The organism is Tabrizicola sp. (assembly GCF_041913445.1).
GTDB lineage: Bacteria > Pseudomonadota > Alphaproteobacteria > Rhodobacterales > Rhodobacteraceae > Tabrizicola.
On the sequence record NZ_JAYSFG010000003.1, the window covers coordinates 1 to 13760 of the forward strand.

At 67.3% G+C, this 13760-nt stretch carries 13 protein-coding genes; 5 read left to right on the forward strand and 8 right to left on the reverse strand.

The window, feature by feature from the left end:
• Both atpA and ACE3Q6_RS04165 read right to left on the reverse strand, forming a co-directional pair.
• The coding region (gene atpA / locus ACE3Q6_RS04160) for a F0F1 ATP synthase subunit alpha (RefSeq protein WP_374428856.1) at window positions 1-1068 on the reverse strand (1068 nt) is incomplete at its 3' end.
• On the reverse strand, window positions 1068-1628 hold the full coding sequence (locus ACE3Q6_RS04165) for a F0F1 ATP synthase subunit delta (RefSeq protein ID WP_374428858.1): 561 nt from the start codon (window positions 1626-1628) through the stop codon (window positions 1068-1070). The genes atpA and ACE3Q6_RS04165, both read right to left, overlap by 1 nt.
• 408 nt (window positions 1629-2036) lie before the next feature.
• Between ACE3Q6_RS04165 and ACE3Q6_RS04170 the strand changes: the two genes are divergently transcribed.
• Window positions 2037-2582 carry a L,D-transpeptidase gene (locus ACE3Q6_RS04170; protein WP_374428860.1) on the forward strand — a complete coding sequence of 182 codons (546 nt, stop codon included), beginning with the start codon at window positions 2037-2039 and terminating at the stop codon, window positions 2580-2582.
• Window positions 2583-2607: 25 nt separating this feature from the next.
• Here the strand turns inward: ACE3Q6_RS04170 and ACE3Q6_RS04175 are convergent, their stop codons facing one another.
• Entirely contained in the window at window positions 2608-3357 is a 750-nt protein-coding gene (locus tag ACE3Q6_RS04175; protein WP_374428862.1) for a class I SAM-dependent methyltransferase, read from the reverse strand.
• Between the two features lie 61 nt (window positions 3358-3418).
• Here ACE3Q6_RS04175 and ACE3Q6_RS04180 point away from each other — a divergent pair, with 61 nt between their 5' ends.
• The 3 genes from ACE3Q6_RS04180 to clpA all read left to right on the forward strand — a co-directional run bounded on the left by ACE3Q6_RS04180 (window position 3419) and on the right by clpA (window position 7083).
• Entirely contained in the window at window positions 3419-3841 is a 423-nt protein-coding gene (locus tag ACE3Q6_RS04180) for a GFA family protein (protein WP_374428864.1), read from the forward strand.
• Window positions 3842-4606 carry a hydroxyacylglutathione hydrolase gene (gene gloB / locus ACE3Q6_RS04185; protein WP_374428866.1) on the forward strand — a complete coding sequence of 255 codons (765 nt, stop codon included), beginning with the start codon at window positions 3842-3844 and terminating at the stop codon, window positions 4604-4606.
• Window positions 4607-4764: 158 nt separating this feature from the next.
• Window positions 4765-7083 (forward strand): ATP-dependent Clp protease ATP-binding subunit ClpA, encoded by a 2319-nt coding sequence (gene clpA, locus ACE3Q6_RS04190; protein ID WP_374428868.1) that lies wholly within the window; start codon window positions 4765-4767, stop codon window positions 7081-7083.
• Window positions 7084-7409: 326 nt separating this feature from the next.
• On the opposite strand, the gene ACE3Q6_RS04195 is transcribed toward clpA, so the two are convergent.
• The 4 genes from ACE3Q6_RS04195 to ACE3Q6_RS04210 form a co-directional block, all read right to left on the reverse strand.
• On the reverse strand, window positions 7410-8258 hold the full coding sequence (locus ACE3Q6_RS04195; protein ID WP_374428871.1) for a DUF2189 domain-containing protein: 849 nt from the start codon (window positions 8256-8258) through the stop codon (window positions 7410-7412).
• Window positions 8259-8393: 135 nt separating this feature from the next.
• Window positions 8394-10001 carry a peptidoglycan -binding protein gene (locus ACE3Q6_RS04200; RefSeq protein ID WP_374428873.1) on the reverse strand — a complete coding sequence of 536 codons (1608 nt, stop codon included), beginning with the start codon at window positions 9999-10001 and terminating at the stop codon, window positions 8394-8396.
• A 1-nt stretch (window position 10002) separates the two neighbouring features.
• Complete coding sequence (locus ACE3Q6_RS04205) at window positions 10003-11178, reverse strand: biopolymer transporter ExbB (protein WP_374428875.1); 1176 nt, start codon at window positions 11176-11178, stop codon at window positions 10003-10005.
• Window positions 11179-11245: 67 nt separating this feature from the next.
• On the reverse strand, window positions 11246-11773 hold the full coding sequence (locus tag ACE3Q6_RS04210) for a gamma-glutamylcyclotransferase (protein ID WP_374428877.1): 528 nt from the start codon (window positions 11771-11773) through the stop codon (window positions 11246-11248).
• Between the two features lie 63 nt (window positions 11774-11836).
• Here ACE3Q6_RS04210 and ACE3Q6_RS04215 point away from each other — a divergent pair, with 63 nt between their 5' ends.
• On the forward strand, window positions 11837-12865 hold the full coding sequence (locus ACE3Q6_RS04215; protein ID WP_374428879.1) for a DUF2125 domain-containing protein: 1029 nt from the start codon (window positions 11837-11839) through the stop codon (window positions 12863-12865).
• Between the two features lie 6 nt (window positions 12866-12871).
• Here the strand turns inward: ACE3Q6_RS04215 and ACE3Q6_RS04220 are convergent, their stop codons facing one another.
• A complete protein-coding gene (locus ACE3Q6_RS04220) occupies window positions 12872-13756 on the reverse strand; it encodes an extensin family protein (RefSeq protein WP_374428881.1) in 885 nt (294 codons plus the stop codon).
• Window positions 13757-13760: the final 4 nt, after the last annotated feature.

Here is a 13760-nt window from a genome sequence, read left to right on the forward strand (position 1 = left end):
GGTTTCCAGGAAGATCTGGCCGTCGGTGATCGAGATCACGTTCGTCGGAATATAGGCCGACACGTCGCCCGCCTGGGTCTCGATGATCGGGAGAGCGGTCAGCGAGCCAGCGCCGAAGTCGCCGTTCAGCTTGGCCGAACGCTCCAGCAGACGCGAGTGCAGGTAGAACACGTCGCCCGGATAGGCTTCACGCCCCGGCGGACGGCGCAGCAGCAGCGACATCTGGCGGTAGGCGACGGCCTGCTTCGACAGGTCATCATAGATGATCAGGGCGTGACGGCCGTTGTCGCGGAAGAATTCCGCCATCGCGGTCGCCGAATAGGGCGCCAGGAACTGCATCGGCGCCGGGTCCGAGGCGGTCGCGGCCACGACGATGGTATAGGCCATCGCGCCGGTTTCCTCGAGCTTCTTCACCAGCTGGGCGACGGTCGAACGCTTCTGGCCCACGGCGACGTAGACGCAGTAGAGCTTCTTCGATTCGTCCGAACCGGCCGCGTCGTTGTAGACCTTCTGGTTCAGGATGGTGTCCAGCGCCACGGCGGTCTTGCCGGTCTGGCGGTCACCGATGATCAGTTCGCGCTGGCCACGGCCAACGGGGATCATCGCGTCAACGGCCTTGAGGCCGGTCGCCATCGGCTCGTGCACCGACTTGCGGGGAATGATGCCCGGGGCCTTGACGTCGGCCACGCGACGCTCGGACGCCACGATGGGGCCCTTGCCGTCGATCGGGTTGCCCAGCGCGTCCACGACGCGGCCCAGAAGGCCGTTGCCCGCGGGCACGTCCACGATGGCCTTGGTGCGCTTGACGGTGTCGCCTTCCTTGATGTCCTGGTCGGACCCGAAGATAACGATACCGACGTTGTCGACTTCGAGGTTCAGCGCCATCCCGCGGATACCGCCGGGGAATTCCACCATCTCGCCAGCCTGGACGTTGTCCAGCCCGTGGACGCGGGCAATCCCGTCGCCGACCGACAGCACGCGGCCGACTTCGGCCACTTCCGCATCCTTGCCGAAGTTCTTGATCTGGTCCTTGAGGATCGCAGAGATTTCAGCAGCCTGGATTCCCATCACCCAACCTCTTTCATTGCATTTTGCAGGGCCGCGAGCTTTGCCTTGACCGAAGTGTCGATCATGGTCGAGCCCAGCTTGACGACGAGACCGCCGATGAGGGATTCATCGACGGTCGTTTTCAGTTTCACGGTCTTGCCGACGCGGGCCTTCAGCGTCTCGGCAAGTTTCTTCGATTGGGCGGCCGACAGGGCGCGGGCGGCGGTGACCTCGGCGGTCACTTCGCCCTTCTCCTCGGCGATCATGTCGGCCAGCTGGGTCACGAACTGCGGCAGCACGAAGAGGCGGCGCTTGTCGGCCATCAGGGCCAGGGTGTTCGACATCAGGGTGCTCAGGCCCAGCTTGGCGGCGATGGCAGCGATCACGCGGCCCTGGTCATCACGGCTGATGACCGGAGAGGCGATCACGTCCCGCAGCTCCTCGCTGGCGGCCAGCGTCTCGGACAGCGCGGTCGCATCCGATTCCAAGGCCTTCAGCGCGCCGCCTTCCTTGGCCAGATCGAACAAGGCCGACGCGTAGCGCGCGGCGATGCCCAGAGAGATCGAAGCTGGTTCTGACACGTCAACCCTTCCGCTGTCTTTTGCCCCGGGCTCGTGCGAACCGGGCATCCCCTTGGCGCACACCTCGACAACCGTCTGGGCGGCACCATTCGTCGCGGGGGTCATTAGCAGAGGTGTCCCGACCCCGCAACCGGGTTGAACACGCTTTCTTGAGCCTCCGGACAGGCCAATTTGTCGCTGTTGGCGCAAACTTCGGGGCCGCGGGGCGATTGGGCGGGGACTTGGGGAAGACCCACCCGAATCCGGTGTCGATCCCCGCCGCTCGTTCCTGCCGATCCCTCTGGGACCGTCGGGGCTTCGCGGGCTCACGACGGGTCACATGGCCGTCAGGCGCGGCCTCTTGCGGTTGACCCTTCGTGTCGGCGCGGAAAGGGTGCCCGGCAACGAAGAAGCAGAAAGGCAGGCAGCATGACCCTCTCGCGACGCGCGCTTATCGGAGCAGCCCTGGGCGCACCCTTCCTGGCGACCGGAGCCCTCGCCAACCCCTCGGCCGTGCGCAACAACATCTCGAGCTTCACCATGCAGGACTGGCGCGACCATTTCCCGGATCTCGGGAAGGCCACTATCGTCGCCGATACCACCTCGCGCGCCCTGCATTTCTGGAGCGGCGACGGAGCGGACTATCGCATCTTCCCGACCTCGGTCCCGATTTCCGACGAGCTGACGAAGCGCGGCTATACCGAGATCGTCCGGAAAAAGGTCGGCCCCAGCTGGACCCCCACGCCCTCGCAGATGGAACGCTACCCGGACTGGAAGCCCATCGGCCCGGGACCCGAGAACCCCCTCGGCACCCATGCGATGTATCTCTCCTGGCCCGCCTACATCATTCACGGCACCCACGACACGCGGAAGATCGGGCGGCGGTCCTCGGACGGCTGCATCGGCCTGTTCAACGAGAACATCGCGACGCTGTTCGAGCTCTGCCCGGTCGGCACCCAGGTCCGCATCATCTGAAGGAAAGGTGGGCGGATCGCCCACCCTACTCGCGGTTCAGTGCGGGCTCGGCTTGGCCCACGCCCTCCAGCACCCGAAGCGGCTTCTTCACCGCCGCGCGCAGACCGCCCTGCGTGGGCGCGTAGACCTGCTTCGACGCCTCGACCATCAGAACCCCGCCCGCCAGCCACGGCATCTTCCGCCCGAAGGCTTCCCAGAAATCCGCCGACCGCAGCCAGAACCGCGTCGCCGACGGCGGGGCGAACAGGACCGAGCAGCTCCGTTCGGGCGTGAAGCCGTGCCGCTTCAGCTGGGCTTCCAGCTGCGCCACCGAATAGGGCCTGCCGAAGCCGAATGGCGTCACATCCCGCCGCGACCAGAGGCCCGACCGGTTCGGCACGATGAACAGCGCCCGCCCCCCCGGCCCCAGCACACGCGCGCTTTCCTCCAGCACGGCCGAGGGGTTCTCCGACGTCTCAAGCCCGTGCATCAGCACCAGCCGGTCCACCAATCCCGTCGGCAGCGGCCAGGCCGTGTCCTCGCAAAGGACGCTCACGTTTTCCATGCCCGCCGGCCAGGGCATCACCCCCTGCGGCCCCGGCATCAGGCCCACGACGCGCCGCGCCTCGGCGAGGTAGGGGCGGAGCAGCGGCACCGCGAAGCCGAACCCCGCCACCGTCTCGCCCGCCTTGGGCGCCCAAAGCCGCACGACCTGGTCCCGGATCGCGCGCTGCGCCACGCGGCCCAACTGCGTCCGGTAGTAGAAATTCCTCAGGTCCAGCACGTCGAGATGCATTGCACAGCGGCTCCGGCGCGGTCAGATTGGCGGGATCATACCCACATTGACGCCCCGCACCATGCCCGAAACCACGCCGCCCCCGGACCGAGTGGCCTCCTGCGAATGCGGGGCGCTTCGGCTGCATGTCAGCGTCGATCCGGTGCATGTCCACGGCTGCACCTGCACCCGCTGCCAGCGCAGCACCGGCAGCGTCATGAAACTGTCCGCCTGGTTCCCCGAGGACGGCGTCCGCATCACCGGCCCCTTCACGACCTGGCACTTCGCCGGCACCAACGACCCCACGCTCACGGCCTGCTTCTGCCCGACCTGCGGCGGAGGGCGGTTCTTCCGGACGGGCGACTACCTGAAGGGCTGCATCGGCATTGCCGTGGGCGGCTTCGCCGACCCGGCCTTCCCCACCCCCGACCACATCCACTGGTGGACCGACCGGCCGCACTGGCTCGGCACCCCCACCGGCCCCACGCTTCTGGAGGGCAACTGAATGCTCACGCTCGTCACCGTCCCCTGCCTGCAGGACAACTACGCCTACCTGATCCATGACGAGGCCACCGGGCAGACGGCAGTCGTCGACGTGCCCGAACCCGGGCCGATCCGGGCCGCGCTCGAGGCCCACCAGTGGCGGCTCACGCATATCCTGATCACGCATCACCATGACGACCATATCCAGGGCGTCGACACGCTGCGCGCCCAGACCAATGCCATGGTGCTTGGCGCCCGCGCCGACGCGCATCGCCTGCCGCGCCTTGATCTTGCTCTGGACGAGGCCACCAGCTTCTCCATCGGCACCGAAGCCGCCCGCGTGATCGAGGTTCCGGGCCACACCATCGGTCACATCGCCTTCCACTTCCCGCAAAGCCGCCTCCTCTTCACCGCCGACAGCCTGATGGCCGGAGGCTGCGGCCGCCTGTTCGAAGGCACCGCGCGCCAGATGCACGCCAGCCTGCAGAAACTCGCGCAGGTCCCGCCCGAAACGCTTGTCTGTTCCGGCCATGAATACACCGCCTCGAACCTGCGCTTCGCTTTGACCCTTGAAGCCGACAATCCGCAGCTTATCTCTCGTGCAGCCGAGGTCGCAGCGTTGCGCGCCCAAGGCCGTCCCACCGTCCCCGCGACGCTCGCGCAGGAGCTGGCGACGAACCCTTACCTGCGGGTGCATCTGCCCTCGCTGAAGACTGCAGTCGGCCTGCCAGATGCCGACGATGTCACCGTATTCGCCGAAATCCGGGCCAGAAAAGACAAGTTCTGACTGTCTCGTATCACAAATGGCGTGATACCTGCGGGGAAACCCCAAAATCTGGAAGATTGCGCTTGAAGTGCGGTGAAGAAAACCGAACTTTAAGCTTATGAGGCCACGGTCAGTGTGGGCGCTCGTGCCCGGCTGACCTGCAGGACAGGAGCACTGAAGTGCCATCGTTTTCGACTACCCTTGAACAGGCAATCCACAGCGCCCTGGCCCTGGCCAACTCGCGCCGCCACGAACTCGCCACGCTGGAACATCTCCTGCTGGCGCTGATCGACGAACCCGACGCAGCCCGCGTGATGAAGGCCTGCGCCGTCGACCTGGACGAACTTCGCAAGACGCTCACCGACTTCATCGACGACGACCTGTCGACGCTGGTGACCGATGTCGAGGGGTCCGAGGCCGTGCCGACCGCCGCCTTCCAGCGCGTCATCCAGCGCGCGGCGATCCACGTCCAGTCCTCGGGCCGCACCGAAGTCACCGGCGCCAACGTCCTGGTGGCGATCTTTGCCGAACGGGAATCCAACGCCGCCTACTTCCTGCAGGAACAGGACATGACCCGCTACGACGCGGTGAACTTCATCGCGCATGGCGTGGCGAAGGACCCGTCCTACGGCGAATCCCGCCCCGTGCAGGGCGCCGACGAACAGCAGGAAACCCCCAAGGCCGAGGCTGGCGAAGCCAAGGAATCGGCGCTGTCCAAGTACTGCGTCGACCTGAACGTGAAGGCCCGCAAGGGCGACGTCGACCCGCTCATCGGGCGTGAGGCCGAGGTCGAGCGGGCAATCCAGGTCCTCTGCCGCCGTCGCAAGAACAACCCGCTTCTCGTGGGCGACCCCGGCGTGGGCAAGACCGCCATCGCGGAAGGGCTGGCCCGCAAGATCGTCCTGGGCGAGACGCCCGAGGTTCTGTCGAAGGCCACGATCTTCTCGCTCGACATGGGCGCGCTGCTCGCCGGGACCCGCTATCGCGGCGACTTCGAGGAACGCCTGAAAGCCGTCGTGAAGGAGCTTGAGGATCACCCCGACGCGATCCTCTTCATCGACGAGATTCACACCGTCATCGGCGCTGGCGCGACCTCTGGCGGGGCGATGGATGCCTCGAACCTCCTGAAACCCGCGCTGCAGGGCGGCAAGCTGCGCTGCATGGGCTCCACCACCTACAAGGAATTCCGCCAGCACTTCGAAAAGGACCGCGCCCTGTCGCGGCGCTTCCAGAAGATCGACGTGAATGAGCCTTCGGTGCCGGATGCGATCAAGATCCTGATGGGTCTGAAACCGCATTTCGAGGAACACCACGACCTCAAGTACACCAACGACGCGATCAAGTCGGCGGTGGAACTGGCCGCGCGCTACATCCATGACCGCAAGCTGCCCGACAGCGCGATCGATGTGATCGACGAAGCCGGGGCCGCGCAGCACCTCGTGGCGGAATCTAAGCGCCGCAAGACGCTGGGTATCAAGGAGATCGAGGCTGTGGTGGCCAAGATCGCCCGCATCCCTCCGAAGTCCGTGTCGAAGGACGACGCCGAAACCCTGCGCGACCTGGAAAAGACCCTCAAGCGGGTGGTCTTCGGCCAGGACAAGGCGGTGGAAGCGCTCTGCTCCGCGATCAAGCTCGCTCGTGCGGGCCTGCGCGAACCGGAAAAGCCCATCGGCAACTACCTGTTCGCGGGCCCGACCGGCGTCGGCAAGACCGAGGTGGCCAAGCAGCTTGCCTCCTCGCTGGGGGTAGAGCTGATCCGCTTCGACATGTCGGAATACATGGAAAAGCACGCGGTCAGCCGCCTGATCGGTGCGCCTCCGGGCTATGTCGGCTTCGACCAGGGCGGGATGCTGACCGACGCCATCGACCAGCATCCGCATTCCGTCCTGCTTCTGGACGAAATGGAAAAGGCCCACCCGGACGTCTACAACATCCTGCTGCAGGTGATGGACCACGGGAAGCTCACCGACCACAACGGCCGGACGGTGGATTTCCGCAACGTGATCCTGATCATGACCTCGAACGCCGGCGCGCGTGAGCAGTCCCAGGCTGCCATCGGCTTTGGCCGCGAACGCCGCACGGGTGAGGATACCGCCGCCATCGAGCGGACCTTCACGCCGGAATTCCGCAACCGCTTGGACGCCGTGATCAACTTCGCCCCGCTTGGCAAGGAGATCATCATGCAGGTGGTCGAGAAGTTCGTGCTGCAGCTCGAGGCGCAGCTCATGGACCGCAACGTCCACATCGACCTCGCGCCCGAAGCCGCGATGTGGCTGGGCGACAAGGGCTACGACGACAAGATGGGTGCGCGCCCCCTGGGCCGCGTGATCCAGGAGCACATCAAGAAACCGCTTGCGGAAGAGCTTCTGTTCGGCCGCCTCGTCAAGGGCGGTACGGTCCACGTGAAGGTCAAGGACGATGCCATCGTCCTCGACATCGAGGAACCGCAGAAGCCTCGCCTTACCGGCCAGAAGCCCCCGCTCCTGACCGCCGAGTAAGTCGCACCAAATCAGAGACCCCCGCCCTCACCGGCGGGGGTTTTGCTTTGCGGGTCCCCAACCGGTTCAAGCCTTTCATCTTTGCCCAAATATCCCCGCCGGAGGCATTGCCCCACCCGGCAACCCCCATACATATTGGCCCAGATATCCCCGCCTGAGGCTCCCGTCCGCCCGTCCCGCGACCGGACTTCGGGGCGCAACACCGCGGCCCGCGATGAAAAGCCGAAGGCCCCGAAGGGCCTTTGCGCGGGCGTTAAGAAACCCCTAACGCCCGCGGCCAAGTCACTGTAATCATTGACGCATCAGCGATTGTCCACCGTGGACACTCAGGCGACCGCGGCCCTGTAGAGATGCCAGGTCGCGTGCCCCAGCACCGGCAGCACCACCACCAGCCCGATGAGCGCCGGCAGGATGCCGACCGCCAGCAGCCCCGCCACGATCAGCCCCCAGGCGGCGATCACCATCGGGTTCTCCCGCGCCACCCGGACCGAGGTCGCCACCGCCACCGGCAGGCTCACGTCCCGGTCCAGCAGCAGCGGGAAGGACACCACCGACACCGCCAGCACCGCCAGCGCCAGCAGGAACCCGACCCCAGTTCCGACCAGGATCATCGCCCACCCCGCCGGGGTCGACACCGCCTCGGCCAGCAGTGCCCCCAGGCTCTGCACCCGCTCCGGCCCCAGCGTCGCCGCGTGGATCATGTCGGCCAGCAGCAGCCAGACTATGAAGATCACGGCGTTGAACAGGGCCAGCATCACGATCCGCGGAAACCGGGGCGAACGCAGGACATCGAACATCGCGGCCCAGCTCACCTCCATCCCCGCCTCGCGCCGTCGGCTCAGTTCATAAAGGCCCAGCCCCGCCACCGGCCCGACCAGGGCGAAGCCGGACAGGACCGGGAACATCAGGTGCGTCAGCGATCCCTGCGTCGCCAGTCCCAGCAGCACCGCCCCCATCAGCGGGTAAAGCATGCAGGCGAACATCACGTCCGACCGCATCGCCGCAAGGTCCTCCCAGCCCTTGCGCAGCGCCGCCGTCAGGTCCGCCATCGTCAGGCGCCGCGTCACCGGCGAGGCGTGTTCGCGCGCCGGGGCCGCGACCACGGTCGCATAACCCGCCGCCGACCCAAGCGCGCCCATCGTCCAGGAGAGGGGATTTCCGATCGTCTTCGGCATGAAGTTTCCTCCGTTCAGAGGGACTCCGGGCCGGTCTTCCGCCCCGGTTCGTCCCAGTGGCATCGACTTCGCAAGCAACGACTTGTGGTGGAGCCTAGCACGGAACGTCCCGGGATGCAGTCACGGAATGGCGACCTACCGTTCCGTCAGCTTCAGCTCGATCCGGCGGTTCAAGGCGCGGGCGGCCTCATCGTCGCCCACCGCCACTGGCCGGTACTCCCCGAACCCCGTCGCCGCCATCCGCTCGGGCGGGAAGCCCAGCTCGTCCTGCATGAAGCGGACCACCGACAGGGCCCGCGCCTGGCTCAGTTCCCAGTTGTCCGCGAAGGCCGCGCCCGCGTTGATCGGCACATTGTCGGTGTGCCCGTCGACCCGGATGATCCAGTCGATCTCCTCCGGGATCTCGTCCCGGATCTCGTCTAGGATGCTGACCACCCCGGCGATCTGCAGCCGACCCTCCAGCGCAAGGTCGGCGGACCCCGGATTGAACAGTACCTCGGACGAGAAGACGAAGCGGTCGCCCACCACCCGCACGCCTTCCCGGCCCTCCAGCAGGTTCGACAGCTGCCCGAAGAATTCGGACCGGAAGCGTGCCAGATCGCGGTTCTCCTCGGCCAGCCGCGCCGCCTCGGCCGCCTCCAGCTCCGCGCGCTTCCGCTGCTCGGCCGCAACCTGCGCCAGGGCCGCGTTCAGATCCTTGCCCAGGCTCTCCAGCTGCACCTTGGCCGCCTCGTCCCGCGCTTGCCAATCGTCCAAGAGCGCCTGCAGGCTGCCCAGCTGGCTGCGCAGCGCCGCGACCTGCTGGTTCAGAAGCTCCACTTCGCGCGCCGCGGCGAGGACCTTCTCCTGCTCAGCCAGCAACGCCGTCTCCGCCGCGGCCAGCGCCGCGTCCTTCTCGGTCGCGCCTTTCGCCGCCTCGGTCCGCGCCGCCGCGAGAAGGGTCAGTGTCTCCTCCGCGCGCTTCCGCTCCTCCTCCAGCGCCAGCGTCATCGCCGTCAGCTCGGTGTCGGCATTGGCAAGCCGGTCGCGCAGCGCCTGCAGCGCGGCCGCATCGGCCAGCCGGGCCGCCTCGGCCTCGCTGACCTCCTCTTGCGCGGACTTCAGTGCCGCCGCATCGGCTGCGCCCTTGGCCCGCTCCTGCGCCAGCAGCGCCTCCAGCGCATCGCGCCGCGCCGCCGCCAGCCGAGCGGCCTCGGCATTGGCGTCCACCTCCTCGCGCGCCTTGGCCAGCGCCAGAGCCATAGCCTCTGACTCGCTCACCAGCTTCGCCTGCGCCGCCTCCAGTTCCGCGACCGAGGCCGTCAGCCGCTCGGCATCCCCCCGCGCGCGGTCGCGTTCGACCAGAAGGGCGGCCACCTGCGCCTCGAAATCGGTGATCCGGCTCCGTGCCGCCGCCAGTTCCCCCTCGCGCGCCGTCAGGTCTGCCGTCAGCGCCGCGATCACCCCCGCCTGGCGTTCACCCTCTGCCAAGGCCGTGGACAGACCCGCCTGCAACTCTGCCACCCGCGCCTCAAGGTCGGTGGCCTTCGCCTGCTCCAGCCCCAGCGCCTCGGCCAGCTGCGCGACCTGCGCGGTCAGCGCGTCCAGTTCCGTGTCCTGCGTGGTGATCGTGTCGCGCAGGACCGACTGCATCACGGTGAAGATGGTCAGGACGAACATCAGCACCATCAGCAGCGTCGTCACCGCATCGACGAAGCCCGGCCAGATAAGCGAGCTGTCACGGCGGCGGGTGCGGGCAACCATCTCAGGCCCGCCCGGCGCTGCGGCCCAGTTGCCGAATGGCCGCGGTCAGCTGCGAGATATCGGTCTTGAGATCGGCCAGCGTCTCTTGCCGGCCCGCCGACATCTCTTCCAGGATACGCAGAAGCTGCACGTCGATCGACCGCAACCGCATCCGGCTTTCCGGGTCCGTGCCCGACCCGCCTTCGCCGGCCTGCAAGGCCTCCAGAAGCTTTTCCTGCCCCTCGGCGATCCGCCGCAGCAGGGCCGACTGCCCGCGTTCCGCGTCGATCCGGTCAGTCAGCGCCGTCATCGCCGTGACCAGCTCGTTGATCTTCATCTCGGAATGGAAGCGGTTCGACTCGGTCTGCATCTGCAGCGCCTGGAGCTCTTCCAGCTGCTGCGCCATGTGGTCGACCAGAAGCCCCAGGGCGTTCTGGTCGGCCCCCTCGCCATCCCCGGCATAGCCCAGCCGGGTGATCGAAGAGAGCCATTCCTCCAGCTCGCGGATGAAGCGGTTCTGGCCGTGACCCGCGAAAAGCTCCAGAAGGCCCAGCACCAGCGACCCGGCAAGCCCCAGAAGCGAGGACGAAAAGGCCGTACCCATGCCGCCCAGCTGGCTTTCCAGTCCCCCCATCAGCTTTCCGAAGACATCCAGGCCGCTTTCCCCCTCTTGCGGCGCAAGCGAGCGGATCGTCTCGACCACGGCGGGAACGGTGGTCGCAAGGCCCCAGAAGGTCCCAAGAAGACCCAGAAAGACCAGAAGGTTGATCAGATAGCGGGTGATGTCCCGCGCTTCATCGATCCGCTGGACGACCGATTCCTGGATCGAGCGTGAGGAGGAGGCCGAGATCGACAGCCGTGCCGTCCGCGACCGCAGCAGCGCCGCGAGCGGGGCCAGAAGGCGGGGCGGGGCCATGCTTTCCGTACCCGGAGTGCCGCGGACGAAATTCTCGATCCAGTAGACCGACTGAGCCAGAATCCAGACCTGCCAGAAACAGGACAGCACCCCCACCAGGAAGACGAACGCGATGACCCCGTTCAGCACCGGGTTGGTGCGGATGATGTCGATGACCGTACCGTGGATCAGCCAGGCGCCCGCGCCGACCAAAAGGCAGACCAGCAGCATCGTGGTGATCGCCCGGATCGGCTGCGAGAAGGTCGTCGCGACCTCGGCCCGACCGGTGTCTGTCTGGGACATCTTGCCCTCTGGTTCCCCTGCCTTAACGCCGAGTCTAGCAGGCTGGTTGCAACAGCCAAGCAAAAGGTCAGGTCAGGGCGCGGACACGCTCGGCCAGCCAGTCAAGGTCGGGGTCGCTTATGCCAAGCTCGGCAAGGTGCGCGGCAGTGGACCAGAGGTAGTCGCAGTTCCGCCCTCGCCCGCCCGTTGCGCGCGCGATGATCTGGGCCTGTTCCTCGTGGGTCAGGTTGCAATACTGCACGTGGTCGGGGTCGATGACATAGGCCAGCACGTCCAGCGGGCCCGCCTCGGTGGTGACAGGCAGCGTCACCTCCAGGTAGGCCGAGGACACCAGTTCCCGTTCCCGCAGCGCGAAAAGCGTGGCCGCCTCGTGCCCCGGTTCGACGCGGAAGGCGACGCCGGTGCAGCTTGCCCCCTTGGCGCGGTCCAGCGCCAGGACAAGCCCCGGGTTCTCCACCGTGCCGCGATGGTGGATCGACCGCATGCAGAAACTGCGGTGCCAGCCGTCGGCCCGCGCGATCCGGCGTTCCGCGACCGGGAAGCCGGGGTCCCAGATCAGCGATCCGTAGCCGAAGACCCAGAGCGGTGCCTGCATGACTGGTCCTGTTGCCTTTGGCCCTGTAAACACCGGGGAACGGGCAATGAAAAGGGCCGCCGGATGCGCAAGCTACTCTTCCTCATGATCGCGGTGACGGCGCTCTGGTCGGGCTACTGGTTCGTCGGATCGAATGCCGTGCGCGAGGGCGTGGTCACCTGGTTCGCCGATGCGACCCGGCAGGGGATCACGGCCGAGAATGCGGGGGTGACGGTTGCGGGTTTCCCCAATCGCTTCGACCTGACCATAGACGAGCCCCGGCTTGCCGACCCGGTCTCCGGCGCGGGCTGGCAGGCGCCCTTCGTCCAGGTCTTCGCGATGACCTGGAAGCCCTGGCACGTCATCGCCGCCCTGCCGCCAGAGCAGGTGGTGACGCTGCCCGACCAAGTCGTGACCGTCGGTTCCGACGGGCTGATGGCCAGCGCCCGGGCCAAGCCCTCGACCGACCTGCCCCTGGCCGAGGTGCGGACGGCGGGGCCGTCTCTGAGCCTCGCCTCGGACGCCGGTTGGACCCTTGGCCTTGGCGAATTCACAGTGGGCCTGCGTGCTGACGAGGCACTCGGGCCGGCGGGCTATGAGTTCGGCTTCGACCTGGCGCCCCTGACCCCCGATCCCGGCTTCCTGGCCGCTGTGAAGGCCGTGTCGATCCCCGACCTTCCGGCGTCGGACTTGCCTGAGGTGGTCGAGGCGCTGTGGGGCAGCGTCTACCTCACCTTCTCCGCCCCGTTGGACCGTCATGCGGGCAAGGCAAGGCCCCATCTGCGGCGTGTTGAGATCAACCAGTTCAACCTTTCCTGGGGGGAGCTGGCCGCCAGCGCCTCGGGCGTCGTCGAGGCCGATGGCAACGGCTATGCGGCCGGGCGCGTCACCATCGACGTCACCAACTGGGACCGCTTGCCCGCCGTCCTTGTCGCGGCAGGTGTGGTGCAGCCCGAAATGGCCCCGACCATCGTGCGCGGAATGCAGGCCCTTGCGGCACAATCGCCCGATATGAAGGTCCTGTCCCTGTCGCTGGTACTGGAGGATGGCCGCATGAGCTTCGGCCCGTTCCCGCTTGGCCCGGCCCCGCTTATGGTCCCGCCCAGCGGCTGACCCTGCCTAGCGACAGTAACGCCCGCCCTTCCGGGCCGAGGTGTCGAAGTGGAAATGGTCCTCGTGATAGCCGTCCGACCCCGGCCCAAGCGTGGTCATGAAGTAGTTGCACCCGGCCTTGTAGATCCGCCGCAGCAGCCGGTTGTAGTCCCGCGCCACCGTTAGCACCTTGCCGTTCGACAGGATGAAGGCCGAGATGTCGACGGCGCGCCCCTTGCCGTGCTCGCTGATCTTTGCCCCGCGGACGTTGTTCCGGCTCCGGCAGATGTAATGCGCGGCGATCTGCAACTCGACCAGTCTTCCGTCGAAGGCGGGCTGCGCCACCTCGTCCACCCAGGAGTTCAGCGCCTTGGCGATCGAGCAATCCACCGTCGCCGGCTGGCTGAGCCTGACGCCCGAAACCGAGGTCACCATCACCGGGTCCTCGACCCCGCAGCCCCGGACGTTCGAGGTGATCCGCGCGATCTCCTCGCCCTTGATCGCGGGCACGCCGCAGACCGCACCCTTCATCGACGCCTTCTCGCGCCGCTTGCGACGCTCTTCCTTCTTGGAGGGCGGCGGGATCGCGGCGATGTCGACCTCATCTTCCGGCTCCTGCGCCGACAGATCGAGGCCCGGAGCGTTGGACGTGGCCTTCAGCGCCGCGATGCGCTCGACCAGAGCACGGGGACGGGGCGCAGGGCGCAAGGAACTCGCCAGCGCCGCCTCGGGCAGGGCCGTGGCCTCACTTGGCGCGGCGACGACAGCTTCGGACGCCGGGGCGGGTGGCGCAGGCTCGGCCACAGCGACGGCAAGGCGCGGATTGGCGGGCGGGCGGGGAGACTGGCTTACCTCCTCGGCCAAGGCCGCCTGGGCCAGCACCAGCGACAGCGCCAGGAATGCGCCCCGCATCCGG